Below are 25,001 nucleotides of genomic sequence, written 5' to 3'. Positions count from 1 at the left end.
ACATCCCTATTCCGCAGCCACGACGCGCGGACGATCGTCGTGGTCTTCTTCCTCGAGCTGCGGCTGCAGCTTGCGCTTCAGCTTGCGGTCGATGCGATCGAGATAGATGTAGATCACCGGCGTGATGAACAGCGTCAGCAATTGCGAGACACACAGACCGCCGACCACGGCAACACCAAGCGGCTGACGCAGTTCGGCGCCGGCACCGGCACCGAGCGCGATCGGCAGCGTGCCGAAGATGGCCGCAAAAGTCGTCATCATGATCGGGCGGAAACGCAGCAGCGCGGCTTCGCGGATCGCGTGTTCGGCCGACAGGCCGACGCGACGACGCTCGAGTGCGAAGTCGACCATCATGATGGCGTTCTTCTTGACGATGCCGACCAGCATGACGATGCCGATCATGGCGATCACAGACATTTCCATCTTGAACAACATCAGCGTCAGGATGGCACCAATGCCGGCCGATGGCAGACCGGAGATGATTGTGATCGGGTGGATGAAGCTCTCATAGAGGATGCCGAGGATCACGAAGGCCGCGAACACAGCGGCGAGGATGAGCACGCCCTGCCCGCGCAATGAATCCTGGAAGACCTGCGCCGTGCCAGAGAAGCCGGTGGCGATGGTCACCGGCAGTTTGGAATCCGCCTCGATTTGCGTGATCTGGTCGACCGCATACCCCAGCGAATAGCCGGGCACCAGATTGAACGAGATCGTCACCGCCGGCTGCTGACCCTGATGGTTGATCTGCAGCGGCCCGACCGTTGGCACCAGACGCGCGACCGCGCTCAGCGGAATGGTCTGATTGTTCGACGTCTTCATATAGAGCTTGGAGAGGTCGCTCGGATCGATCCGGAACTGCGGCTGTGCTTCCAGAATGATCTGATAGTCGTTGGTCGGCATATAGATGGTGCCGACCTGACGCGAGCCGAATGCATTATAGAGCTGGTTACGAACCTGATCGACGGTCACGCCGTAAACCGCTGCCTTTTCGCGGTCGATATCGACCGTCATTTGCGGGTTCTTGATGTATAGGTCGGTGGTCACATCGAGCAGGCCCGGCACCTTGGCGATGCGGTCGCGCATCTCCGGCGATACGCGATACAGCGTGTCGGTGTCGCTGCCCTGAAGCACGTATTGATACTGGCTCTTCGACGGTCGGCCGCCGATGTTCAGATTCTGGATGCTCTGGAAGAAGGCCTGCAAGCCAGGAACGGCCAACGACTTCTGGCGCAGCCGCGTCATCACCACCTGCGCGGGATCACGATCCTGGCGCGGCTTCAGCGCAACGAACAGACGACCGTAATTCGCCGTCGCATTCGGGCCGCCGGAGCCCACGGTGCTGTTGATGTATTCGACGGCAGGATCGGATTTCAGCAGATCAGCAAGCGCCTGCTGCCGCGCACTCATCGCTTCGAAGGACGTATCGGTTGCGGCTTCGGTCGTACCGGTCAGGAACCCGGTATCCTCCTGCGGGAAGAAGCCCTTTGGTACGATGTTGTAGAGATAAACGGTGCCGCCGAGGGTCGCGAGTGTCACCACCAGCATGATGCCCTTGTGTGCCAGTACGCGATCGAGCGCCCATTCGTAACCGCGCAGCCAAGCCGCAAATATGCGCTCGAAACCGCGCAGGATGAAATTTTCCTTGTGCTCGGGATTGTGCGCCTTGAGCACGCGCGCGCAGAGCATGGGCGTCAGCGTCAGCGACACGAAGCCGGAGACGATGATCGCCACCGCGATCGTCACCGCGAATTCACGGAACACACGGCCGACAATTCCGCCCATCAGCAGCACGGGAATGAACACCGCGATCAGCGAGAAGGTGATCGAGACGATGGTGAAACCGATTTCGCGCGCGCCCTTCAGGGCCGCATCGAACGGCTTCATGCCGAGTTCGATGTGCCGGACGATATTCTCCAGCATGACGATGGCGTCGTCGACAACGAAGCCGACGGACAGTGTCAGCGCCAGCAGCGTCATGTTGTTGATGGAGTAGTCCAGCATGTACATCGCAGCGCATGTGCCGAAGATCGAGATCGGCACCGCCAGCGCGGGAATCAAGGTCGCTGAGGCTGAGCGCAGGAACAGGAAGATCACGAAGATCACCAGCACCACGGCGATCAGCAATGTCTCCTCGACGTCGGCGACGGCTTCGCGGACCGAGATCGAGCGGTCCATCATCATATTGACTTCGACCGATGGCGGCAATTGCGCGCGCAGCGACGGCAGCTTGGCGCGGACGCCGTCGACCACAGCGACCGTGTTGGCGTCGGGCTGCTTCTGGATCGCCAGCACGATGGCGCGCTCGCCATTCAACCAGGTCGCGACCTTGTCGTTTTCGACGGCGTCATAGATCTTGGCGACTTCGTTCAGCTTGACCGGCGAGCCGTTGCGCCAGGCAACAACGACCTGGCCGTAGTCGGCGGCCTTGGACATCTGTCCGGATGCCTGCAGCGAGATATCCTGCTTCGGTCCGTTCAGAGTTCCGACCGGCGTCGAGGAGTTCGCGCGTGACACCGCCGTACGGATATCTTCAAGCGACAATCCACGAGCCGCCGCAGCTTCAGGATCGGCCTGGACGCGAATGGCGAATTTCTGCGTGCCATAGATCAGCACCTGCGCCACGCCGGGAATCTGCGACAGCGCCTGCCCGATGGTGATATCGCCAAATTCATTGACGGCCGAGAGCGGCAGCGTCGATGAACTCAGCGCAATGAACAGCACCGGGAAATCGCCGGGGTTCACCTTGCGGAAACTCGGCGGGATCGTCATTTCGATCGGCAACCGGCGCTGTGCGATCGTCAGCGCAGTCTGCACGTCCAGCGCCGCCGCATCGATATTGCGGTTGAGATCGAACTGAATGATGATCTGGGTCGTTCCCTGCGACGAGCTCGACGACATCGAAGAGATACCAGCGATGGTCGAGAGCTGACGCTCAATGATGCCGGCGACCGAGGCCGCCATCGTGTCGGCGCTGGCGCCCGGCAGCGTCGCCGTCACCGCGATGGTCGGAAAGTCCACTTTCGGAAGCGCCGACACCGGCAGCAGCCGGAAACCGAAAATGCCAAACGCGATAATCGTCGCCGTGATGAGCGTGGTCATCACAGGGCGACGGATGCAGAGCTCCGAGAGGGTCATGTTTTATGCCCCGGCCTTGCGAGCCCGGGCTTCGACCCGTGTGCCTTGTGTCAGCAAGAGCTGGCCGTCGACGACGACGTCCTCATCCCCTTTTAAACCCGACGAGATCACCGAAATCCCCTGGAAGGTCCGATCGACTTCGACAGGCTGAACACGGGCGACGCCGTCCTTCACCATGAAGACGAAGTTCCCGGTCTGGCTGCGCTGCACGGCCACGGTGGGTACAACAACGCCGTCCTCGGTGCGCACGATCAATTTGGTCTGTACCAGAATGCCCGGCCACAGGGTTTCGTTCGGATTGCTCATGATGCCGCGCACAGTGACCATGCCGGTGGTGGAATCCACAGTGTTTTCCACCATCGCCACCTTGCCGGTTTCAGAACGGCCGCTGTTCGGGATGGTCGCAATGACCGAGGTCGATCCCGCCGCCATCGCTTCGCGCAGATCGCCAAGCACACGTTGCGGAATGGCGAAGGAGACATAGACCGGAGCCATCTGATTGATGGTGGCGAGCGGCGCCGTATCAGCCGGGCGCACGAAATTGCCGACCTTCACATTGGCTGCACTGATCCGGCCGGAGAACGGCGCGCGAATGATGGTGTAGCTCTTCTGGACCTTGAGATTATCGAGCGCCGACTGATCGGCCCGGATGGTTCCGGCCAGGATGTCGGATTGGGTCTTGGCATTATCGACGCTCACCTGGGTGGTCGCGCCCTTCCCGATCAGATCGGTAAAGCGCCGCACGTCGCGTTCCGCACCGGCCAGTTGGGCCTGATCGCGGGCCAGCGTGCCTTCGGCCTGCTCGATCTGGGCATCAATCTGCCGCGAATCGAGGGTGAACAGCAGATCGCCTTCCTTGACCTTGGCGCCGTCTTCAAAATGCACCGAGGTGATGGTGGTTTCCACCCGCGACTTGAGCGCGACACTCGAAATGGGCGTTACTGTACCGATCGAATCGACATCGACCGGAACCGGTTTGCGTTCCGCCTTGGCAATCTCGACCGCAACGATCCGCGCGCGCTGCGGGGCCTGTGCATTGGTGTTGCCACCGGTCCACGAGGAGCGCGTCGTGTAGGCCGCAACCGCGGCAGCGCCGACGAGAACGAGTAGAGCGATCGATGTGCGTTTCTTCATATGGTCCATGTCACCTGGTACAGAAGATCGGGTCGCCCCCGTTTCCCGCCCATGGCAGCTTTAAAGACAGCGTCTGTGCGCTTTAGGCTTAAAGCTTATCATGTTGGCAGGGATGATGGTATGCCACGTTGACGTATTTTTGCCATTGTTGTTACCGGAATCCCATCAGATGAGAATTGCCACCTGGAATGTGAATTCTGTCCGCCAGCGGCTGGACCATCTGGTGACGTGGCTGCGCGACTGCTCGCCGGACATCGTCTGCCTGCAGGAGATCAAATGCCTCGATGAGGCGTTTCCGCGCGAGCCCATCGAGGCGCTCGGCTACAATGTCGTCACCCACGGCCAGAAGACGTTCAACGGCGTCGCCCTGCTCTCGAAATATCCGCTGGAGGAAGCCACGCCTCGGCTGGCCGGCGATGACGAGGATCTTCATGCCCGCTTCATCGAAGGCGTAGTGTCGCTGAAATCCGGGGTGGTCAGGGTGGCCTGCCTGTATCTGCCGAACGGCAATCCGGTCGATACCGAGAAGTATCCCTACAAGCTGAAATGGATGTCGCGACTACAGGAATTCACGAAGCTGCGGCTGAAGACGGAAGAGCCGTTGATTCTCGCCGGCGACTTCAACGTCATCCCGGCGGCGGCCGACGCCTATAATCCGGCGGCCTGGATCAATGACGCGCTGTTCAAGCCGGAAACCCGTGCCAGCTTCCAGACCCTGCTCGGCTTGGGCATGACCGACGCCCTGCGCGCCGTCACCGACGAGCCCGGCCAGTACACGTTCTGGGACTATCAGGCCGGCGCCTGGCAGAAGAACTGGGGCATCCGCATCGACCATCTGCTGCTGTCACCGCAGGCCAGCGACAAACTCATCGACGTCGGCATCGACAAATATGTGCGCGCCTGGGAGAAGCCGAGCGATCACGTGCCGGTGTGGGTCGACCTGGATCTTGAAGCGGCGTAAAGGCCCGTCGCCAAGCGCTCCCCAAACACAAATTGTCATCGTCCAGCTTGACCGGGCGATCCAGCAAACGCCCGGGGCAACGTTCCGAGACGGCGCCTGACGCGAGCACTCGTTGATAATAATGAAGGCTGGCGATTACTGGGTCACCCGGTCAAGCCGGGTGACGACTGTCGAGTGTGAGGTAATCGCGCTCGGAAACGGTCGCTTAGTCCGGGACAACCCTCAGTCCCGTTTGCCGGACACCCAGTGCTCAAGCATCTGCAGCGCCATGGCGCGGTCGTCTTCGGAGGCCTTGGCGATCGCCTTGTTGTAGCTATCGCGGATCCAGGTGTCGTCCGGGCCGGCATTGTCGCGGGCCAGCGTCAGCCACATCAGGCCGCGCGCCATCTGCCGTGGCAGCGATTCACCGTTGAACAGCATCTGGCCAAGCAACGCCTGCGCCTGGTGCTGGCCCTTCTGCGCAGCAAGGCCAAGCCAGCGGGCACCATACTTGGTGTCGCGCGGGGTACCGATGCCCTTCAGATACAGCCGGGCCAGATCGTATTGTGCGTCGGCATTGCCGAAATAGGACGCAGCGTAGGAGAACATCTCGCGCGCGCGTTCGGTGTCGGCCTTGATCTTCGAATTCGGAATGCCGTCGAGGTAATAGCGACCGAGCGCCACGAAGGCGTTGGCGACGATGGTGGCCTGCGGCGCGGACGGCGAGTCCTCGGCGTGGGCATTGGCGATACGGCTGAAATATTCGAAGGCGCGCAGGTCGTCCTGTGCCACACCGTTACCGTCGGCATACATCCGGCCGAGCTTCCACTGGGCGATCGGATGACCGCCTTCGGCGGCATATTGGAGCGCAGTCAGCGAGGTGTCAGGCTTGGCGGACTTCTTCAAGACCGGAGCAGCACCGGGGATGGTCGTTACAACTGGCAGGGCCGCGTCGCTGCTGCCAACGGGCGCACCGTCAAAGGCAAAGGCCGGCGCGGCCACTGACGCGGCACCCAAAGCAAACGCTACAAAAATGGTACGCTCAACTATCCGCATAACAGTATTTCTCGTGGGCCCGGCCGGTTTGGGTCACGGCGCAACCAATGGCCGATCCAACCTGCTGGGCATATGTCCACAGCGTCCCTGACATATGGTTAGTCGCGCGACGCTTCCGTTTGGTCGGGTGCGCGGCCAATTCTTTGTCGGTCAATTTTACGTTAAGGCAGCCCTCACCGGTTTCGCGCCCGATGGTGCTACCGCCCATCGATTCGAAGGTGTCAGGAGCCAGAGTCCCCTTCGATCCAACAAGGTCACCGATAACGGCGATCAGCTTGTCGGCAGAACGAATGACGTCCTGATGGGAATTCCGCGTCACGGGCTTCATTTTCTCCGCGATCATCTGCCCCGTCGCAGTAAGGCACGCTCCCTGCGACCGGCTGTGATCGAGCAATGTCGTCTTCAGCAACAGTATGTCGGCAACTTCCAATATGTCTTTGGCGACATAACGGCTCACCCGCTTCAAATCGGTGCCATATGGTGTCTTTTTGAAGATTTCGACGGTGCGAGATTCTTGCGCGCGCAGCACGGGGCCGGCGATGAACCGTTCGCGCCGGAGCGTCGCCCAGGGGAGCGCGCCACGCGACGCCTGCTCCCGGCCCTCCGTCATAAGACGGCTAGGCAAACGCGACTTGATGTTCGTCTTGGCGTCCATCGCGAACCTGGTTTCTCAGGCCGCTTCGGCGATCCGGGACAATCCCACTGACATCCCGCCGATCAACAAAGCGCTCCAGCCTTCTGGCTGGTGAGAAATGATTTCACGAAGGCGTGTGGCCAAATAGCGGCGGTTACAATACCCACAGCACGACAGGGTTAAATCTTGGGAGACTGTGGCAACCAAGCAACATTTGTGGCGCACCGGCAACCCTTTTGAGCGAGGCTAAAATCGCTGCCGCGTTACCGGAAAGTCGGCGCAAGGCCGACCTTTCCATTCGTTGCCGATCTCAACGTCCGGCGGGCGCGGAGGTGGCACCACCGTAGACCAGCCCGGGATAAACACCGCGGACGAGCACGGGATCACGGCCCCAGCCCGGGTAATAGGCGAAGGCATCGCGTGAGTCGCCATGGGTTGTGACGGCCTGCGGTTGAGCATGCCGGTGTGCAGAGCGCTGCTCTGACGCAGTGGCGACACCGGACATTATCAGAGCAATGAGGGCCGAAGCCGCGGCAGTGGTGATCGTTGTTTTCATGAAAAGCTCCCTGAATTTAGCGTTACTCGGAAATGACAGCACTTTGCGCCTTGGACGCATTCGCGTCTGACCTTGACGGCAGATAACGTCGGGAGACCGGAACGTAAGCCCGCCGCAACTTCACGATGCGGCGATCAAAATTATCGATCGGAAATGCTTCCGACTACGTATTCAGCACGCGCCCATAGGCGTCGAGCACGGCTTCCTTCATCGTCTCCGAGATGGTCGGATGCGGGAAGATGGTGTGGAAGAGTTCCTCTTCCGTGGTCTCCAGATTCATAGCGACCACAAAGCCCTGGATCATCTCGACGACCTCAGCGCCGACCATATGGGCGCCGAGCAGCTGGCCAGTCTTCTTGTCGAAGATCACCTTCACCATGCCCTGGTCCTCGCCCTGGGCGATCGCCTTGCCATTGGCGACGAAGGGGAAGCGGCCGACGCGGATGTCCTTGCCGGCTTCCTTGGCCTTGGCTTCGGTGAGACCGACCGAGGCCACCTGCGGGTGACAATAGGTACAGCCCGGGATCAGCGACTTGTCCATTGCATGCGGGTTCATCCCCTTGATCGCCTCGACGCAGATCACGCCCTCATGCTCGGCCTTGTGGGCCAGCATCGGCGGACCGGCGACGTCGCCGATGGCATAGATGCCGGGCACGTTGGTCTTGCCGTATTTGTCGATCACAATACAGCCGCGCTCGGTCTTCACGCCGAGCTTCTCAAGGCCAAAGCCTTCGATATTGCCAACCACACCGACCGCCGAGATGACGCGATCGACGGTGAGTTGCTGGGTAGCCCCCTTGCCATCTTCGATGGTCACGGTGACCGAATCCGACTTCTTGTCGAGCTTGGTCACCTTCGCGCCGGACATGATCTTGATGCCCTGCTTCTCGAACTGTTTGCGGGCGAAACCGGCGATCTCGGCGTCTTCGACTGGCAGGATCTGCGGCAGCACCTCGACTACGGTCACGTCGGCGCCCATGGTCTTGTAGAACGATGCGAATTCGATGCCGATGGCGCCGGAGCCGACCACCAGCAGCGACTTCGGCATCTTGTCGGGGTTCATGGCCTCGAAATAGGTCCAGACAAGCTTCTTGTCGGGCTCGAGACCCGGCAGCACGCGCGGCCGGGCGCCGGTGGCGACGATGATATGCTTGGCAGTATAGCTGCCTGCCCCGAGCGCGCCCTTGGGTGCTGCGGCTTCCGTCTTCTTGACAGTGAATTTGCCCGGCGCATCCAGGGTCGCGTCGCCCCAGATGATCGAGATCTTGTTCTTGTTCATCAGATATTCGACGCCGCCGCTGAGGCGCTTCACGACGCCGCGCGAGCGCGCGATCACGGCCTTGATGTCGAACGTCACGTTGTCCGCCGACAGGCCATAATCCTTGGCATGCTGCATGTAGTGATAGATTTCCGCCGAGCGCAGCAGCGCCTTGGTCGGGATACAGCCCCAGTTATTGCAGATGCCGCCGAGATAGGCCTTCTCGACGATCGCTGTCTTGAAGCCGAGCTGCGCGGCCCGAATGGCCGTCACATAGCCGCCGGGACCGGAGCCGATGACGACGACGTCGAAGGAATTATCAGCCATGAGTTACTCGCTCTTTCTTCCCTCTCCCCTTGTGGGAGAGGGTGGATGCGCGCCGTCAGGCGCGCAGACGGGTGAGGGGTAATGCTGGGCAGCGTCGAGAATGGCTTCAAGCACCATTTCCGAGCGCTGCAGAATGTCGTTGTTCCAGAAGCGCAGGGTGCGAAATCCGCGCTCCTTCAGATCTCGGTCTCGTTGTTGGTCTCTCGTACTCTCCGCATGCTGGCTGCCATCGGCTTCCACGATCAAACGACGTTCGAACGACACGAAATCCGCGATCCAAGGACCAATCGGCACCTGCCGGCGAAATTTTAGATTTGTCAGACGACGGGATCGCAGCAGGCGCCACAGCGTCTTTTCAGTCTCGGTCGCATTCGCTCGCAGCGATTTGGCGAACGCGCGCTTCTGATAGGACACCGGCTGGTGCATACCCCTCACCCGTCTCGACCGCTGCGCGGTCGATCCACCCTCTCCCACAAGGGGAGAGGGAAGAAAGAACTGCGTTACTACACCACCATCATCACCGGATTTTCGATCAACTTCTTGAATGCCGTGATCAGTTCGGCGCCGAGCGCGCCATCGATGGCGCGATGATCGCAGGAAAGTGTCACGCTCATGATGGTTGCAGCGACGATCTGGCCATTGCGCACCACGGCCCGTTCCTCGCCCGTGCCAACCGCAAGGATCGAGGACTGCGGCGGATTGATCACCGCCGTGAAGTCCTTGATGCCGAACATGCCGAGGTTGGACACGGATGACGCGCCGCCCTGGTATTCGTTGGGCTTGAGCTTCTTGGCCTTGGCGCGCGCGGCAAGTTCCTTCATCTCGTTGGAGATTGCCGAAATGGACTTGATCTCGGCCTGGCGGATGATCGGCGTGATCAGGCCGAACGGCAGCGCCACCGCTACCCCGATGTCGGAATGCTTATGACGGAGCATCGCTGCTTCCGTCCACGACACGTTCGCTTCCGGAATCTTCTGCAGCGCGATGGCCATCGCCTTGATGACGAAATCGTTGACCGAGAGCTTGTAGAGCGGCTTGCCGTCCTTGTCCTTGCCGGCCGCAGCGTTGATCTCCTCGCGCGCGGAGGAGAGCTTGCCGAGATCGCAATCGACCGTGAGATAGAAGGTCGGCATCGAGTTGGTCGCGGCGGTGAGACGCTGCGCAATCGTGCGGCGCATCGAGTCGTGCGGCACGCTCTCGTAAGCGCCCTGCTCGTACAGCCCGCGAATCTGCTGATCGGACATTGCAGGCGCACCGATCGCTCCAGTTGCACCTGCGGGAGCGCCAGCCGCCGCGGCAGGTGCCTTCAGGCCACCACCGGACTTCGCCTTCTCGACATCCGCAGCGACCACACGACCATGCGGACCCGAGCCGTTGATACGACCGAGTTCGATGCCGGCATCCTTGGCGAGACGACGCGCCAGCGGTGACGAAAATACGCGCGCGCCATTGCTCTGTGCGGCGGCCGGCTGCGGAGCTGGCGCAGCGGCCGGTGCCGGTGCTTTCGCTGCGGAAGCAGCAGCCGGCGCAGGTGCACCAGTTGCAGGCTTCGGCGCGGGAGCTTCGGCAGCAGGCGCGGGCTTCGGCTTATCAGCCCCTGCCCCCGAACTCGCAGCCTTCACGTCCTCACCGTCGGCGGCGAGCACCGCGATGACGGCGTTCACAGCAACATCCTGCGTACCTTCCGCCACCAGGATCTTGGCGATGGTGCCTTCGTCGACAGCTTCGACTTCCATCGTCGCCTTGTCGGTCTCGATCTCCGCGATCACGTCGCCAGACTTGACCTTGTCGCCCTCCTTCTTGAGCCACTTGGCAAGGTTGCCCTTTTCCATGGTGGGCGACAGCGCAGGCATCAGAATGTTGATTGGCATTGTCAGTGACCTTGTTGCGACCGCGGCGTGGTGTTGCCCATGTCAGTCGGACGCGCGATTTCAGCTTCGAACATTTCGACGATGCGGTTCAGCGCCTCGTCCTCGGAATAGTTGGCCTCACGCGCATAGGCGCGTGCGGCATGGCGCGCGATATCGACCAGCAGGAGCCCCCACATGTCGGGCTCCTCGAAGGCACGCATGAAGGCGATGGACAGCCCGCCATCCAGCACGAACGCGCGCAACACCTCGGTGGCGTCCTCGCGATCCATGACATCCGGCGGCAGTGGCTGTTCCTTCGGACCTGCCATGGTTCACCGATAGCAAACGGCTTTGGCCGCAGCCACGACGTCGGCCACCGACGGCAGCGCCAGCTTTTCAAGATTGGCGGCGTAAGGCATCGGCACGTCCTTGCCCGACACGCGCGCGACCGGCGCATCGAGATAGTCGAACGCGTGCTCCATGATGCGTGCGGCGATTTCGGCGCCCACACCCGACTGTTGCCAGCCTTCTTCCACCGTCACGGCGCGCGAGGTCTTCTTCACGGACTCGATGATGGTGTCGGTATCGAGCGGACGCAGCGTGCGCAGGTCGATAACCTCCGCCTCGATACCTTCCTTGGCGAGTTCTTCGGCAGCCTTCAGAGCATAGGTCATGCCGTTCGACCACGAGATCAGCGTCACATCCTTGCCGACACGTGCGACCTTGGCCTTGCCGATCGGCACGATGTAGTCGTCGAGCTTGGGCACCTCGCCGGAATGCCCGTAGAGCATTTCGTTTTCGAGGAAGATCACCGGGTTCGGATCGCGGATCGCGGATTTGAGCAGGCCCTTGTAGTCGGCGGCGCTATAGGGCGCGACAACCTTGAGGCCCGGGATCTGCGAGTACCAGGCCGAGTAGTCCTGGCTGTGCTGGGCGCCGACGCGCGCGGCGGCGCCGTTCGGGCCACGGAACACGATCTGACAGGTCATCTGGCCGCCGGACATGTACAGCGTCTTGGCTGCGGAGTTGATGATCTGGTCGATCGCCTGCATGGCGAAGTTGAAGGTCATGAATTCGACGATCGGCTTCAGGCCGGACATCGCCGCGCCGACGCCGACACCGGCGAAGCCGTGCTCGGTGATCGGCGTATCGATGACACGGCGTGCGCCGAATTCCTGCAGCAGGTTCTGGGTCACCTTGTAGGCGCCCTGATATTCGGCGACTTCCTCGCCCATGATGAAGACGTCTTCATCCCTGCGCATTTCCTCTGCCATCGCGTCGCGCAGCGCTTCGCGGATGGTCATGGTCACCATCTCGGTGCCTTCAGGAATTTCAGGATCGGGCTGGATCGAAGCCGTCGGAGCTGCTGGCGCTGTAGCCTCTTCCTTCGGAGCCGGAGCAGATTTCGCTTCCGCAGCAGGCGGCGCGGATTCTGCGGCCTTCTCCTGCTTCGCGGGGGCCGGTGAGCCCGCCGCGGCAGATGCGTCTTCGCCATCGGCGAGGATGGTCGCGATCGGCGTGTTGACCGCGACGTCGTTGGTCCCTTCCGGGATCAGGATCTTGCCGAGCGTCCCTTCATCGGTCGCTTCGACTTCCATCGTCGCCTTATCTGTCTCGATTTCGGCAATAACATCGCCGGACTTGATCGTGTCGCCTTCCTTCTTGAGCCATTTGGAGAGGTTGCCTTTCTCCATGGTCGGGGACAGCGCGGGCATCAGAACTTGAATGGCCATTATAACTCCAGATCGGTCTTTAAGCCGCGCGCTTAGCGGTACACATCGGTGTAAAGTTCGGATGCATCGGGCTCAGGGTCCTGCTGCGCGAAATCCGCCGATGCGTTGACGATGTCACGCACCTCGGCGTCGATCGCCTTGAGGTCCTGCTCGGTCACGTCAGCGGCCAGCAGACGGTTGCGCACCTGCTCGATCGGGTCTTGATCGTGGCGAACTTTGTCTACTTCCTCGCGGGTCCGGTACTTGGCCGGATCGGACATCGAGTGGCCGCGATAGCGATAGGTCTGCATTTCCAGAATGAACGGACCCTTGCCGGCGCGGCACCAGGCGACCGCACGGTCACCGGCGGCCTTCACGGCGCGGACGTCCATGCCGTCGACCTGCTCGCCCGGAATGTTGAAGGAGATGCCGCGCTTGGAGAAGTCGGTCTGAGCCGAGGAGCGCGTCACCGAGGTACCCATGGCGTAGCGGTTGTTCTCGATGATGTAGATCACCGGGAGCTTCCACAGCTCCGCCATGTTAAAGCTCTCATAGACTTGGCCCTGGTTCGACGCGCCGTCGCCGAAGTAAGCGAGGCTGACGAGATCATTGCCGCGATAACGGTTGGCAAAAGCGAGACCCGTTCCGAGCGACACCTGCGCACCGACGATGCCATGGCCGCCATAGAAATTCTTCTCGCGGCTGAACATGTGCATGGAGCCACCCTTGCCCTTGGAGTAGCCGCCCTTGCGCCCCGTGAGCTCGGCCATGACGCCCTTGGCGTCCATGCCACAGGCCAGCATGTGACCGTGGTCGCGATAGCCCGTGATGACCTGATCGCCATCCTTCAATGCCATCTGCATGCCGACGACGATGGCTTCCTGACCGATATAGAGATGGCAGAAACCGCCGATCGCGCCCATGCCATAGAGCTGGCCGGCCTTCTCCTCGAAACGCCGGATCAGCAGCATGTCGCGAAGCGCGTGCATCTCCTGATCGCGGGTGAAATCTGGCGGCGATGACGGGGTTGCGCCATTGCTCGTTGCCTGCCCTGCGGGAGCGACGCTTTTCTTCGGTGCGGCCATGAAAATTCCGGATGCGAGAGTGAATGGCCCTTCCTACTCCAAGTGCTTGCGGCTTGAAAGGGATTGCGTCGCGCGGAATGCCACACGGTTGTTTCGCACTGCAGCGAAGGCGTGAAACTTTCGAAATCGAATTGGATCGGTTTTGTAATTTGAGGAATGAAAGCGCGTGTCGTGGTCACGTTGCCGTCACGATGAGCAGGCGCGAGCGATCCATAGCTTTGATGCAAAGCTGTGTTGCTTCATGCGAGGACGACTCGCCGCCGAAGAGAGAATCTTAGTTTGGCTTGATGACCTTCACGAGGTCGCGCGGATGCGCGTAGTCGAGCTGGTAGCGCGCGCGCTCGTCGAGCATGTCGGGATCGAGTCCACCAGATCGCAGGAGCGCCACGCGCTGCTCGGCCTTGGTGCGTTCCTTCTTCAATTGCACCAGTTCGGAGGTCAGCGCGACGATCTCCTGGTCGAGCTCCTGACGTGCGTTGAGGCCGTATTTACCGGTATATGCATTGACCCCGAAATAGCTGATCATCATCGCCGCCAGTGCATAGAGCACGAGCCCGGTGAGGATCGATTTGAGGCGGGTATGCTTGACCATTCCCGAAAATGCGACGGCCCGGTTAAGGCGAACCTAACAACCGGGCCGCAACCTGAATTTGCGCCGGTTATTTCTTCAGCTTGTCGACCCAGACGGCGAAAGCGTCGATATAGGCCTGCAGCACCGGCCGGATGGATTCCTTGACGATCTCGCCCTGTTCACTGAACGCGTCACCGACGGCATTCAGATAGATTTCAGGCTGTTGCATGATGGGACCGACAATCCCCGGCAGGGTCTGGCGCAAGCTGAGGGCTGCACCCAGGCCACCGATCGGACCGGGCGAGCTAACCACGATGCCGGTGGGCTTGCCGAGGAACGAGCTCTTGCCATAGGGCCGCGAACCGACGTCGATGGCGTTTTTCAGGACACCCGAAACTGAGCGGTTATATTCCGGAGAGACAAACAGTACCGCATCCGAGGCCTGGATCGCTTCGCGGAACTTGACCCAGTCGGCCGGCGGCGCGGCTTCCAGGTCTTGATTGAAGAATGACAGCTCGTTCAGCGTGATGACGTTCAGCTTCAGCGACGGCGGCGCCAGCTGGGCGAGTGCATTCGCAACCTTGAGCGAGAATGACTGTTTGCGGAGGCTGCCGACAATGACGGCAACGCTGTAGGTGGCCATGAGATATCCCCTGAATAACTGCTTCCAAAAAGCGCGGAGCGCATCTGGAACCTGTCACCTATCCCGGCAAAAGATGCAAGTGCATGGATTGTATTTGACGGCCGTAATCGTACCGAACCGGCACGTCCGCCTCGCCCGCCCAAACACATCTTCGTTATGCTGATATCGCTCAAATGGATGACGCCCGGAGCGCCGCTGTGATCGAACCTTCGGAGAGTGCTGCGCGACAAACCACGTAAGACAAACCACGCACGCCAGTCCCGACTGATCTGCGACGTCTGGCCAGGCTGCTCGAATTCGACCGTCGCAATTGCGGGGCTTCCGATGCGCAACCTTGGTCTTGTGGCTTCCGTAGTCTTCGCCTTGAGCTTGCTCAGTCAGTCGGCCTTCGCCGACAAACGCGTCGCGCTGGTGATCGGCAACTCGGCCTACCAGAACGTCATTAAGCTCGCCAACCCGGCCAACGACGCCGCGGCGATGACCGAGACCTTGAAGACCGCGAATTTCGACATTGTCGAAGCCCGACGGGATCTGAAGGCGACTGAGATGCGCCGGGCCCTGCGCGATTTCGCGGACAAGGCGCGCGATGCGGACGTTGCTCTGGTCTATTTCGCCGGCCACGGCATCGAGGTCGATGGCACCAATTACCTGATTCCGGTCGACGCACTGCTGGAACGCGACACCGACGTCTATGACGAGGCGTTCTCGCTGGAGCGCATCCTCGTGACCATCGAGCCGGCCAGGAAGCTGCGGCTGGTGATCCTCGATGCCTGCCGCGACAACCCCTTCATCAAGAACATGAAGCGCACCACGGCATCCCGGGCGATCACCCGCGGCCTCGCCAAGGTGGAGCCGGCCAGCCCCAACACGCTGATCGCCTATTCGGCCAAGGCCGGCTCGACGGCGCTGGACGGCGACAGCAAGAACAGCCCCTTCACGGCCGCGCTGGTCCGCCACATCGCGACGCCTGGCCTCGACCTCCGCAAGGCCTTCGGCTTCATCCGCGACGACGTCATGAAGAACACCAGCAACCGCCAGGAACCGTATGTCTACGGTTCGCTCGGCGGCGACGACGTGCCGCTGGTCCCGGTGGCTGCCGTCGCCACGTCGCCCGCCGTCAGTGTCCAGGCCGAAACCCGCCGTGACTACGAGCTGGCTTTGCAGCTTGCGACCAGAGACGGCTGGAACGCGTTCCTGACCCAGCACCCCGACGGCTTCTATGCGTCGCTGGCCAAATCCCAACTCGCGAAGCTCGCAGCCGAGGACGCCCATACCGCTGCTGCGGAGAAAGCCCGCCTCGCCGTTGAAGAGAAAGCCCGTCTGGCTGCCGAAGGCGCCAGGAAGGCCGAACAGACCAAGGCAGCGGCCGATGCCAAGACCGCCGAGGATGCCCGGATCGCTGCCGAGAAACTCAAGACCGCCGAGCAGGAACGCGCCGCCGCCGGCGAGCGCGCCCGCGCGGCAGCGGAAGCCAGGGTCGATGCCGGCAAGCTGGACACGCCTGCCGCCGGACCGCAGTTGGCGACACTCCCTTCCCCCACAGCCGATGTGTCACGAACACCCGCACCGACCGATCTACCCCGTCAGATCCAGGTCGAGCTTCAGCGGGTGGGCTGCCTGCAGGGCTCAGTCGACAACACATGGACTGCGGCTTCCCGCAAGTCGCTCGAACGCTTCAATCGCTACGCGTCGACCAAATTCGATGCCAAGGCAGCCAGCACCGATGCGCTCGACGCGATCAAGACCAGGTCGTCCCGCGTCTGCCCGCTGGTCTGTGCACATGGTTCAGAGGCGGACGGCGACCGCTGCGTGAAGATCGTGTGCCGCGCCGGGACGTTCCTGAACGATGATAACGAATGCGAGAAGAAGCGCAGCCGCACCGAGGCCAAGCGCAACGTGCCGCGCCGGGAGCGCGATGAGCTTGATCGCCCGCAGATTCAGGCCCGCACGCCGCGCGCGCAGCCGTCCGGCCAGATCGTCTGCGACAATGCCGGCTGCCGTCCAGTGCGTCCCGGCTGCCGCTTGGTGTCGCGCGACATGCGCATCGGCCTCACCAATGTCGAGGTGTGCAACTGACGACGTGCTTGCCTGACAGGATCGCAAGCGACATTCTGACGATCCAAGTTTGCGAGCCGGAGCCATCATCGTGACCATCGAATTTCTCATCACCTCGCTGATCGTGGTGGCGTCGCCGGGCACTGGCGCCCTTTACACACTAGCAACCGGATTTTCGCGCGGAGGCCGCAGCAGCGTCGTCGCCGCGTTCGGTTGCACGCTCGGCATCGTTCCGCATATGGCCGCCGCGATCCTTGGTCTCGCAGCACTGCTGCACACCAGCGCCGTGGCGTTTCAGGTGTTCAAATATGTCGGCGTCGCCTACCTGCTCTATACGGCCTGGAAGACGCTGCAGGAGCATGGCGCGCTGAAGGTGGAAGCCGACAACAGCGCGCAGTCCACACTGCAGGTGATAACCACAGCGATCCTGATCAACATCCTCAATCCGAAACTGTCGATCTTCTTCCTCGCCTTCCTGCCCCAGTTCATCAGTGCTGACGAGGCGCATCCGCTGTCGCAGATGCTGCTGCTGAGCGCGGTATTCATGCTGATGACCTTCGTAGTATTCGCGCTCTACGGCCTGTTCGCCGCGTCGATCCGCAACCACGTCATCACACGGCCACGGGTGCTGACCTGGATGCGACGCACTTTTGCCGGCGCGTTTGCCGCGCTCGGTGCCAAGCTAGCCTTCGCCGAGCGCTGACGCGCCTATTCCAGCCGCTCCACATTGCGCAGCGTCGGAAACAGCCGCATCCACAGCAACGCGATGGCAACGGTCCCGAGGCCGCCGATCAGTGCGGCCGGGACGGTGCCGAACAATGCGGCGGTGACGCCGCTCTCGAACTGGCCGAGCTGGTTTGAGGTATTAATGAACAGGTAGTTCACCGCGCCGACCCGGCCACGCATGTCGTCTGGGGTTGCGAGCTGCACCAGCGAGAAACGGATCACCACGCTGACCGTATCGGCCGCGCCGAGTACCGCGAGCGCGGCGACCGACAACCACAGCCATTGCGACACCGCGAACACCGCTGTCGCGAGGCCGAAGATGATGACGGCCTGGAACATCCGCATGCCGACCCGGCGATTGATCGACCAGCGCGTCAGCACGATGGTGGTCAGCAACGCGCCGACCGCCGGCGCCGCGCGCATGAAGCCGAGGCCCCATGGACCGGTCTGCAGAATGTCGCGCGCATAGATCGGCAGCAGCGCGGTGGCACCGCCGAGCAGCACCGCGAACAAATCGAGCGAGATGGTGCCGAGGATCGCCGGATTGCTACGCACGAAGCCCACGCCGGCAAACAAAGTCCGCAGCGACGGCGGATCCTTCACCGCCACCTCGCGCGCCAGTTTGATGGCGCTGTTGAGCAGACCGCCGATCAGCCAGAATGCCGCCATCAGCACATAGGGCGTCGACGGCGATAGCGCATAGGCAAAGCCGCCAAGCGCGGGGCCGCAGATCATCGCCACCTGAAACACGCCGGTCGAGAGCGCGGTCGCCTTCTGCAAATGCCCTTCGGGTACGACGCCGGGCAGCAGCGCCGAGCCGGCCGGCGCCTCGAAGGCCGTCGCCGCGCCGATCACCACCAGCGCCACGAAAATCTGCGGCACCGTAATCCAGCCGGCATAAGTACCCCAGGCGAGCAGGATCGCCGTCAACCCCTGCAGCATCTGGCAGATCTGCACCACGCGGCGGCGATCATAGCGGTCGGCGATATGGCCGGCGACGAAGACCAGCGCCAGCATCGGCACGAATTGCGCGAGGCCGACCATGCCGAGCTGGAACGCGCTGCCGGTCAGATCATAGATCTGCCAGCCGACCGCAACCGCGGCGATCTGCGAGGCGAAGCGCGAGAAACTGCGCGATACCATGTAGTACAGATACGGCGGATGGCGCAGCAAAAGCCGCGCGCCATCCGTGACCACGCCGGCAGACTGATCGGCGAGTGTCATCCCGGCATGTTCGGATTGATCAGATACTTCTCGCCGGTGGCGCGCTTCGCATAGGCCCGGAGATTGTCGAGCTGCAAGACGCCTTCGAGCGAAATCACCTTGGTGTAGTGACTGGCGAAGGTGGTCTTGAGTTCGGCGACCACGCGGGCACGGAGCTTCGCGGCATCAGCCGCGCCGATCTTCTGCAGGAACGGAAACAGCAGCCAGCCACCCATGCCCCAGGCCATGCCGGCAGGGACGAATTCGATCGGGCGCAGATCCAACCGACCATAGACGTAGACCTGCTTGTGAGTCGTCGAACCATAGCGGCTGTAGACCTTCATCGCCTTGACGGCGGCAACTTCCATCGCCTGCAGGATCTGGCCCTGCAGCTTGCCGCCACCGGTAGCATCGAAGGCCAGCGTGGCATTGGTGGCAATCAACGCGGCTGTCAGATCTTCCATGAAACTCGGCGACGTCGAGTTGCAGACATATTTCGCGCCGATGCCGCGCAGAAGTTTCTCCTGCTCCTCGCTGCGGACGATGTTGACGAGATCGATGCCGTCCTTCTGGCAGATCTTGTTGAGCATCTGGCCGAGATTGGACGCGGCGGCCGTATGCACCAGCGCCGTGTGCCCTTCCCGCTTCATGGTCTCGACCATGCCGAGCGAGGTCAGCGGATTGACGAAGCAGGATGCGCCCTCGGTGGCCGTCGTGCCCTCGGGCAGCGGCAGGCATTCCTTGGCCTTGATGACGCGATACTGCGCATACATCGCGCCGCCGATCAGCGCGACGGTCTTGCCGAGCAGCGCCTGCGCGGCCTCGGACGATCCGGCCTTCACCACCGTGCCGGCGCCTTCATTGCCGACCGCCATCGACTCGTCGAGACGGCCGCCCATCGCTTTCATATTGGCCTGCGGGACGGTCGCGGTAACCACCGAGGACGCGCCAGAGCCTGAAATTTTCGCACTCGCCGGATCGGCCGCGCCGAGCAGGAGACCGAGATCCGACGGGTTGATCGGCGCAGCCTCGATGCGCACGACGACCTCGTCGGGACCCGGCGCCGGGATCGCCACCTGCTGCAGCGATATTTCCAGTTCTCCGCTGCTTTTGATGAGCGAGCGCAGTTCAAGTCCGGATGTGATGTCAGTCATGGTCGTTTCCCCTCAATCTGTCCGGCGGTCTGGTGCCGCGTCAGTAGATGCCCGGAATGATGCGCTTGGTTTCACGTATATAGGCCCGGTAGTCGTCGCCGAATGCCTCGATCAGCATCCGCTCTTCATAGTCGATGCGGGTGAAGAACAGGATCGCGATCGCGACCAGCCCGCCCAGCGCGGCCATGGCATTCGGCAGCAGGAATGCCTGCGCCAGTGCCCACAACCAGAACGAGGCATACATCGGATGGCGGATGCTGCGATAGACGCCGGCACGCACGATCTGGTGAGCCTCGCGGATTTCCAGACTGGCCGACCACTGCCGGCCGAGATCCTTGTGTGAGCGGCGAAACAGCCAGAGCGACAGCACATAGAGCGCGCCGCCAACCACGACCGCCACATAATTCAGCTGATAGTTCAGCGCGGCCGGCCAGCCGGTCACCAGCCAGATCAGCGGTACCACGAATAGGCCGATGGTGGCGATCGCCAGCAGGATGCGTTCACGGCTCCAGCCGACCGCACGCAGCGTCGCCGTGCGGCGGGCTTTGCGCGCATAGGGGTAGCGAATGATGAACCAGGCGATCAGACCGATCGCCCAGACATATGTTCCAAGAAGTGACGCGGTCATTGTCGTCCGATCAGGCCATCATGCGGCATTCACGGATGCCCCGGCTTGCGATTGAGAGGATGTGATCTTGGACAGCGGCATGTCCAGCAGCGCGCCATCCGCACCGAAGCGTTTGAGGCCGCCTTCGCCCGCGGTGATCTCGTCAAACGGCAGAGGACCGCAGATCACCATGCAATAGTCGTAGGGCGCGCGGCACTGGTTGCCCATCACCATCTGATAGTGAATGCGCATGAAGTTGAAGCGATAGCGCTTGAACTGTTCCATGCCCATCATGGCATGCATCTGGACGCGCCGGATGTTCGGCCTGCCCTCGTCGCGATCGCGACTGCGGCGTTTCAAGGTCACCGGATCGAAGCGGTAGAAACTGATGACGTCGTCGCGGGCGTGATATTCGGTCCAGCGGATCGCCGGCGTGTCGGCGACGAGACGCGTTGCTGCGCGTACGCTCTTGCCGGCGGGATGCAGCGAGAATTTCGGGATGGTCGCGCTCACCGTCATCACGCAGATGGTCGGGCCATGTTTTGTCAGATCCGGGTCGAGCGCGAGTGCGCGGGCCACCACCTCCATCACCAATGCCGCACCAAGGCAATGCCCGACGATGACGATCTCGTCGACATCGGCCTTCTGCGCGCGCGCCGCGATTACCCTGGCGAATTCATCGACGCGCGCCGTCATCTTCGGGCGCTGGCCATGGACATATTGCCGCGAGAAGATCCAGTCGTCGAACACATGATTGATCGGCTTGCGCCAGCCGTAATGGTGCAACAGCGCCGTGAAGACGGCAGCAGCGACAATTGCGCCAGCGATCCATGCGGCGGCACCATTCATGCCAAGCAGCCAGGTCAGCCCATAGCCCACCGCTGCGCCAGATGCAGCAAAGCCCGCGATCCACAGATAGGAGAACAGGAAGAAGCCGGCATATTTCCAGCTCGCATAGAAGAAGCGGAACAGGGTTCCCGTCACCAGCCAGTCGCCCAGCGTAACAAAGGCGGCGCCCAATCGCGACAGCATGCTTCGGGTGTGATCCTGCAGGATCAGGTCATCCCAGCGCAGCATTTCGTAGGTGGTTTCTGTCTTCCAGTTCGGCCCGGAGGTCTCGGCCCGCCAGGAAGCGCTCACATCCGTAGCGTCAAGCACGCCAGACGCCTTCGCGGACACGCTCCACGTCTTCTCGAAACTCGACAGCGAACGGCGGAACCGCTCGAGCTGCGTGTCCGGCAGAATCGGGTCGTAGCCGCCAATGTGAAAGACATGTCGCCGCGCGATCATCGTCCGTTCGCTCCCGAGTGCATCACGCACCGTTCTGATCCGGTGCATAGCAAATTCGCCTGCGCCGACAAACCTGCCCATGCCCAAAACGGAAGCGTCCGGCAGGATTTTGTCGCCCTCAGGTCACACAGCCGCTCTTTCGCAACCCCCTTCATCACAATTCCGGGAATCGAGGCAGGACTGTGATTGACGGCAGGGTCTTATGTCTGAACATGTCGCGGGTTTTTTCGAAGAAAGAAAGCACTATGTCGATTGCTCTCAAGGGCTTCAAACGGCCGTCGTGGACCTCTCCAGCGGCCGTTTTGCTGATTCTGTCGTCGCTCTTTGTGGCCTCACTCGCGAGTTCCGGGGATGCCGATGCGGCGCCCGGCCGTCGCCCCGGCCATGTCTATCTCTATCGTGGCCTCATGAACGTGTTCTCGCTCGGCATGGATCAGATCGCCTACAAGCTCGAAGCCGCCGGCGTCGCCTCCTCGGTCAGCAATCACACGCTGTGGAGCGGCCAGGCAGACGACATGATCGCCCGGTACAAGGCCGGTAACCGCGAACCGATCATCCTGATGGGCCACTCGGCCGGTGCCGACGTGACCATCTCGATTGCCCGCAAGCTTGCGCAGTACAACATCCCGGTGGCGCTGATCGTGAACTTCGATCCGGTGGCGCCCGATGCGGTCCCCAACAATGTGAAGCAGATCGTGAACTATTACGTACCCGCCGGCTGGGGACGCGCGGTGTCTGCGGATCCTCGCTTCAAGGGCAAGCTTGCGAACGTCAACGAGAACGCCACCACCAACCACTTCTCGATCGACAAGGACGACAGCCTGCAGCGTCAGGCCATTGCCCGTGTCATGGCCGTGACCGGTGGCGGTACTCGCCGCAAGCCGGCGGCGCCGAAGCCTGCACAGGTCTCGGCTGCTCCGCAATAATACGCAGCCAATATCGAAACGCATTCAGCCGAGGTGATCGTCACCGCGGCTGAATTGTTTTGGCCATCCGGAATCCTCAGACGATCAGCACGTCATGATGTGACGGAGGCGTCACCGGCGCGAGCGCGGCATCGTGTGTGCCGAGAGCGTCGTCCGGTGCCGGCGCGGCCGCGACGGGATGGCTGGACGCCGTCAGGACCTGAGCAAGAGCGACTTCCGCAGCGCCCTCACCCTGCGCACTATTCTGCACCTCCGCGTGCCCGGACATCGTGTGGCCGGACGTCAGACTGAAAGCAAAGTTCTCACTGCCAGTGCTGCTCGCAAGTGCTTGTCCAAGCGTATCGACGGCAATACTGGCATTCGCGAATTTCAGAAACTCCGTATTGGTGAGATAGTCGGTGCCGTCGCGACCGGCGATTCCGTCGGTGACGATCGTCTGAGCGCCGCTGCGGCTGATGCTGTAGTCGGCCACATTGCCGGAGAATACCGCGGTGTCGGTGCCGTTGCCGCCATTGATGATGTCATTGCCGATCCCGCCAGCAATGTAGTCATCGCCATCACCGCCGCGGACGACATCGTTGTCGCTCGAGGCGCCGAAGAACCAGTCCTGATGCTTGACCGTGTCGAACTGGATGCTGCGGACATAGAGATCGAACGAGCCGGGTGAACTGGCATTGGTGCCGTCGGCCGGCACCAGATCGACGCCATTGATGGCAATGTCCTTGAAATGCAGCGCGCGCCCGGGCTCGGAATTCGCAAGGTTGATCGCGACACTGGAGATGCTGGCGGGATTGTCGAAAGTGACCGTGTAGGTCTGGTAGCCCGACGGATCGCTCGCGGGCGTGAATTCAAGCACGCCCGAAACCGGCTGGCCATTGACAAGAACCTGCGCCTGCGCACCGATGCCGTTCACGATGGAACCATAGCCCGTCAGCGTGATGGTGGTCGTGGCGAGCTTGCCCGCTACGCTTGGACCGGCGACAATCGTATCGTTCCCGGCACCGCCATAGATCTCGTCATGACCGAGCCCGCCGAAGATGACGTCGTTGCCGCCTCCGAGATCGATCGTGTCGCCAATCGACGAGCCCGTGATGGTGACGCCCGGCGTTACCCCTGTCCCATGGAAATATTGCGCCACCACATCCTGCGCCGGCTTGTCCATGACCGAATAGCCGGTCTCGGAATAGAAGTTGTTGAGGTCCCACTGCCAGAACTCGGCGCCTTTCAGCCAGCTGCCGCCATGCGCGCTCCAGACTTGAAAGAAGGCATTATAGGCATCGGCCTGTTCGGCGAGATCCGCAGGCGCCTTGGATGATCCACCGCCCGGATTGATAGCCGTACCGTCGATGCTGCGATAACCGACCTCGGTCATCAGCACCGGCTTGCCGTAATCCATCGACAGCGAATGAAAGAAATCGACGGGCGACTGATAGCCGAAGGCCTTGGCGTAATACGGATTGTACGGCACCTCGTTCCACGCGTGCACGAGATCGTCCACCGTCGGCGTCGTGCTGGCCGTCAAGGGTGGATAGGCGTTGATGCCGATCGTATCGACCTGGTCCCAGAAGCTGACCTTGGATGCTTCGTCGGTTGCCGCCGCGTAAGTGACTTCGCCATGATAGACGCCGCGCACGGCCGAGATGATATCAACCCAGTAGCTGCGATAGGCATCGCCCGAAAGGCTGCTCATCTCATTGCCGATGGCGAAACTGGCGACATCGCCCTGCTCTGCAATTTCAGCCAGGTGAACGATCTCGGCCTTGTAGGACGCGAAGAAGGCATCGACGTCCGACGGCGCCAGACTGTGCGAGATCGTGCCGTCGAGACCTGTAATGCCCGGCTTGAAGACAACATCCAGCCCGGCGGCATGGGCCTTCTGAAAACCGGCCAGCAGGCTTGCGTCGCTTTCGGTCTTGGCCGGCACGGCGAGCACGTCATTGCCCGTACGGCTGTCGGTCCATATCCGCGTCGTCAGCGCGATCGAATTCGATCCGAGGGACGCCATGGCCTGAAACGCCTGATCGGCCGACGCACTGGAGAACTGTCCATTCCACTCCGACAGTGCACCGAAACCTTGGACCTTAAAGATGTTGGGCATTTACGCTCTCCGTCGGCATTGCCCGGAGAAGGCTGAACCCG

At 61.8% G+C, this 25,001-nt stretch carries 22 protein-coding genes; 4 read left to right on the top strand and 18 right to left on the bottom strand.

What is annotated here, in order from left to right; genetic code table 11:
* Positions 1–6 precede the first annotated feature (6 nt).
* Both AB8B20_RS02390 and AB8B20_RS02385 read right to left on the bottom strand, forming a co-directional pair.
* A complete protein-coding gene (locus AB8B20_RS02390; RefSeq protein WP_231080773.1) occupies positions 7–3,135 on the bottom strand; it encodes an efflux RND transporter permease subunit in 3,129 nt (1,042 codons plus the stop codon).
* Positions 3,136–3,138: 3 nt separating this feature from the next.
* Entirely contained in the window at positions 3,139–4,269 is a 1,131-nt protein-coding gene (locus tag AB8B20_RS02385) for an efflux RND transporter periplasmic adaptor subunit (protein WP_089264722.1), read from the bottom strand.
* A 169-nt stretch (positions 4,270–4,438) separates the two neighbouring features.
* Here AB8B20_RS02385 and xth point away from each other — a divergent pair, with 169 nt between their 5' ends.
* Entirely contained in the window at positions 4,439–5,230 is a 792-nt protein-coding gene (xth, locus tag AB8B20_RS02380; protein WP_093758717.1) for an exodeoxyribonuclease III, read from the top strand.
* Between the two features lie 222 nt (positions 5,231–5,452).
* On the opposite strand, the gene AB8B20_RS02375 is transcribed toward xth, so the two are convergent.
* The 11 genes from AB8B20_RS02375 to AB8B20_RS02325 form a co-directional block, all read right to left on the bottom strand.
* Positions 5,453–6,265 (bottom strand): tetratricopeptide repeat protein, encoded by an 813-nt coding sequence (locus AB8B20_RS02375; RefSeq protein WP_093758718.1) that lies wholly within the window; start codon positions 6,263–6,265, stop codon positions 5,453–5,455.
* On the bottom strand, positions 6,252–6,920 hold the full coding sequence (locus AB8B20_RS02370) for a hypothetical protein (RefSeq protein WP_439071561.1): 669 nt from the start codon (positions 6,918–6,920) through the stop codon (positions 6,252–6,254). Before AB8B20_RS02370 ends, AB8B20_RS02375 begins: the two co-directional genes overlap by 14 nt.
* Before the next feature lie 289 nt (positions 6,921–7,209).
* Positions 7,210–7,455 carry a hypothetical protein gene (locus tag AB8B20_RS02365; RefSeq protein ID WP_231080775.1) on the bottom strand — a complete coding sequence of 82 codons (246 nt, stop codon included), beginning with the start codon at positions 7,453–7,455 and terminating at the stop codon, positions 7,210–7,212.
* 163 nt (positions 7,456–7,618) lie between these two features.
* Positions 7,619–9,040: a dihydrolipoyl dehydrogenase gene (gene lpdA / locus AB8B20_RS02360; RefSeq protein ID WP_093758721.1), complete on the bottom strand. Its 1,422-nt coding sequence runs from the start codon at positions 9,038–9,040 to the stop codon at positions 7,619–7,621.
* A gap of 3 nt (positions 9,041–9,043) precedes the next feature.
* On the bottom strand, positions 9,044–9,466 hold the full coding sequence (locus AB8B20_RS02355) for an endonuclease domain-containing protein (protein ID WP_093758722.1): 423 nt from the start codon (positions 9,464–9,466) through the stop codon (positions 9,044–9,046).
* 77 nt (positions 9,467–9,543) lie between these two features.
* On the bottom strand, positions 9,544–10,911 hold the full coding sequence (locus AB8B20_RS02350) for a pyruvate dehydrogenase complex dihydrolipoamide acetyltransferase (RefSeq protein ID WP_439071560.1): 1,368 nt from the start codon (positions 10,909–10,911) through the stop codon (positions 9,544–9,546).
* 2 nt (positions 10,912–10,913) lie between these two features.
* The gene (locus AB8B20_RS02345) at positions 10,914–11,219 is read right to left on the bottom strand and encodes a DUF5076 domain-containing protein (RefSeq protein WP_068730814.1); all 306 of its coding nucleotides are present in this window, start codon (positions 11,217–11,219) and stop codon (positions 10,914–10,916) included.
* A gap of 3 nt (positions 11,220–11,222) precedes the next feature.
* Positions 11,223–12,623: a pyruvate dehydrogenase complex E1 component subunit beta gene (locus AB8B20_RS02340; RefSeq protein ID WP_231080777.1), complete on the bottom strand. Its 1,401-nt coding sequence runs from the start codon at positions 12,621–12,623 to the stop codon at positions 11,223–11,225.
* A gap of 32 nt (positions 12,624–12,655) precedes the next feature.
* Positions 12,656–13,687: a pyruvate dehydrogenase (acetyl-transferring) E1 component subunit alpha gene (gene pdhA / locus AB8B20_RS02335; RefSeq protein WP_068730816.1), complete on the bottom strand. Its 1,032-nt coding sequence runs from the start codon at positions 13,685–13,687 to the stop codon at positions 12,656–12,658.
* A gap of 274 nt (positions 13,688–13,961) precedes the next feature.
* On the bottom strand, positions 13,962–14,279 hold the full coding sequence (locus AB8B20_RS02330) for an FtsB family cell division protein (protein WP_068730817.1): 318 nt from the start codon (positions 14,277–14,279) through the stop codon (positions 13,962–13,964).
* Between the two features lie 67 nt (positions 14,280–14,346).
* Positions 14,347–14,901 carry an NADPH-dependent FMN reductase gene (locus tag AB8B20_RS02325; RefSeq protein ID WP_231080778.1) on the bottom strand — a complete coding sequence of 185 codons (555 nt, stop codon included), beginning with the start codon at positions 14,899–14,901 and terminating at the stop codon, positions 14,347–14,349.
* 324 nt (positions 14,902–15,225) lie between these two features.
* Here AB8B20_RS02325 and AB8B20_RS02320 point away from each other — a divergent pair, with 324 nt between their 5' ends.
* Together AB8B20_RS02320 and AB8B20_RS02315 are read left to right on the top strand one after the other, a co-directional pair.
* Positions 15,226–16,977 (top strand): caspase family protein, encoded by a 1,752-nt coding sequence (locus tag AB8B20_RS02320; protein WP_439071559.1) that lies wholly within the window; start codon positions 15,226–15,228, stop codon positions 16,975–16,977.
* A 70-nt stretch (positions 16,978–17,047) separates the two neighbouring features.
* Positions 17,048–17,659: a LysE family translocator gene (locus tag AB8B20_RS02315; RefSeq protein WP_439071558.1), complete on the top strand. Its 612-nt coding sequence runs from the start codon at positions 17,048–17,050 to the stop codon at positions 17,657–17,659.
* A gap of 5 nt (positions 17,660–17,664) precedes the next feature.
* On the opposite strand, the gene AB8B20_RS02310 is transcribed toward AB8B20_RS02315, so the two are convergent.
* Genes AB8B20_RS02310 through AB8B20_RS02295 form a run of 4 tightly spaced genes read right to left on the bottom strand, consistent with a single transcriptional unit; the run spans position 17,665 to position 21,966 of the window.
* A complete protein-coding gene (locus AB8B20_RS02310) occupies positions 17,665–18,906 on the bottom strand; it encodes an MFS transporter (protein WP_439071557.1) in 1,242 nt (413 codons plus the stop codon).
* Positions 18,903–20,039 (bottom strand): zinc-binding dehydrogenase, encoded by a 1,137-nt coding sequence (locus tag AB8B20_RS02305; RefSeq protein WP_439071556.1) that lies wholly within the window; start codon positions 20,037–20,039, stop codon positions 18,903–18,905. Before AB8B20_RS02305 ends, AB8B20_RS02310 begins: the two co-directional genes overlap by 4 nt.
* Before the next feature lie 40 nt (positions 20,040–20,079).
* Positions 20,080–20,667 carry a protein-S-isoprenylcysteine O-methyltransferase gene (locus tag AB8B20_RS02300; RefSeq protein ID WP_439071555.1) on the bottom strand — a complete coding sequence of 196 codons (588 nt, stop codon included), beginning with the start codon at positions 20,665–20,667 and terminating at the stop codon, positions 20,080–20,082.
* 18 nt (positions 20,668–20,685) lie between these two features.
* Positions 20,686–21,966 carry a hypothetical protein gene (locus tag AB8B20_RS02295; RefSeq protein WP_439071554.1) on the bottom strand — a complete coding sequence of 427 codons (1,281 nt, stop codon included), beginning with the start codon at positions 21,964–21,966 and terminating at the stop codon, positions 20,686–20,688.
* Positions 21,967–22,181: 215 nt separating this feature from the next.
* On the opposite strand from AB8B20_RS02295, the gene AB8B20_RS02290 reads away from it, so the two are divergent.
* Positions 22,182–22,862: a hypothetical protein gene (locus AB8B20_RS02290; protein ID WP_439071553.1), complete on the top strand. Its 681-nt coding sequence runs from the start codon at positions 22,182–22,184 to the stop codon at positions 22,860–22,862.
* Between the two features lie 76 nt (positions 22,863–22,938).
* Here AB8B20_RS02290 and AB8B20_RS02285 read toward each other — a convergent pair whose 3' ends face one another.
* Positions 22,939–24,960, bottom strand: a complete 2,022-nt coding sequence (locus AB8B20_RS02285; protein ID WP_439071552.1) for a glycoside hydrolase family 113 — start codon at positions 24,958–24,960, stop codon at positions 22,939–22,941.
* Positions 24,961–25,001 lie beyond the last annotated feature (41 nt).

This window comes from Tardiphaga sp. 866_E4_N1_4, from assembly GCF_052076075.1.
GTDB lineage: Bacteria > Pseudomonadota > Alphaproteobacteria > Rhizobiales > Xanthobacteraceae > Tardiphaga > Tardiphaga robiniae.
The sequence above is the reverse complement of the archived record's forward strand: the minus strand, read 5'-3'. Positions and strand labels throughout refer to the sequence as shown.

Coding starts and splice junctions, on each gene's coding strand:
- AB8B20_RS02375 (WP_093758718.1), bottom strand. CDS start 6,265: ATGCGGATAGTTGAGCGTACCATTTTTGTAGCGTTTGCTTTGGGTGCC.
- lpdA (WP_093758721.1), bottom strand. CDS start 9,040: ATGGCTGATAATTCCTTCGACGTCGTCGTCATCGGCTCCGGTCCCGGC.
- AB8B20_RS02385 (WP_089264722.1), bottom strand. CDS start 4,269: ATGAAGAAACGCACATCGATCGCTCTACTCGTTCTCGTCGGCGCTGCC.
- AB8B20_RS02355 (WP_093758722.1), bottom strand. CDS start 9,466: ATGCACCAGCCGGTGTCCTATCAGAAGCGCGCGTTCGCCAAATCGCTG.
- AB8B20_RS02310 (WP_439071557.1), bottom strand. CDS start 18,906: ATGACACTCGCCGATCAGTCTGCCGGCGTGGTCACGGATGGCGCGCGG.
- AB8B20_RS02290 (WP_439071553.1), top strand. CDS start 22,182: ATGTCGATTGCTCTCAAGGGCTTCAAACGGCCGTCGTGGACCTCTCCA.
- pdhA (WP_068730816.1), bottom strand. CDS start 13,687: ATGGCCGCACCGAAGAAAAGCGTCGCTCCCGCAGGGCAGGCAACGAGC.
- xth (WP_093758717.1), top strand. CDS start 4,439: ATGAGAATTGCCACCTGGAATGTGAATTCTGTCCGCCAGCGGCTGGAC.
- AB8B20_RS02345 (WP_068730814.1), bottom strand. CDS start 11,219: ATGGCAGGTCCGAAGGAACAGCCACTGCCGCCGGATGTCATGGATCGC.
- AB8B20_RS02330 (WP_068730817.1), bottom strand. CDS start 14,279: ATGGTCAAGCATACCCGCCTCAAATCGATCCTCACCGGGCTCGTGCTC.
- AB8B20_RS02285 (WP_439071552.1), bottom strand. CDS start 24,960: ATGCCCAACATCTTTAAGGTCCAAGGTTTCGGTGCACTGTCGGAGTGG.
- AB8B20_RS02390 (WP_231080773.1), bottom strand. CDS start 3,135: ATGACCCTCTCGGAGCTCTGCATCCGTCGCCCTGTGATGACCACGCTC.
- AB8B20_RS02320 (WP_439071559.1), top strand. CDS start 15,226: ATGCGCAACCTTGGTCTTGTGGCTTCCGTAGTCTTCGCCTTGAGCTTG.
- AB8B20_RS02325 (WP_231080778.1), bottom strand. CDS start 14,901: ATGGCCACCTACAGCGTTGCCGTCATTGTCGGCAGCCTCCGCAAACAG.
- AB8B20_RS02305 (WP_439071556.1), bottom strand. CDS start 20,039: ATGACTGACATCACATCCGGACTTGAACTGCGCTCGCTCATCAAAAGC.
- AB8B20_RS02340 (WP_231080777.1), bottom strand. CDS start 12,623: ATGGCCATTCAAGTTCTGATGCCCGCGCTGTCCCCGACCATGGAGAAA.
- AB8B20_RS02365 (WP_231080775.1), bottom strand. CDS start 7,455: ATGAAAACAACGATCACCACTGCCGCGGCTTCGGCCCTCATTGCTCTG.
- AB8B20_RS02370 (WP_439071561.1), bottom strand. CDS start 6,920: ATGGACGCCAAGACGAACATCAAGTCGCGTTTGCCTAGCCGTCTTATG.
- AB8B20_RS02350 (WP_439071560.1), bottom strand. CDS start 10,911: ATGCCAATCAACATTCTGATGCCTGCGCTGTCGCCCACCATGGAAAAG.
- AB8B20_RS02300 (WP_439071555.1), bottom strand. CDS start 20,667: ATGACCGCGTCACTTCTTGGAACATATGTCTGGGCGATCGGTCTGATC.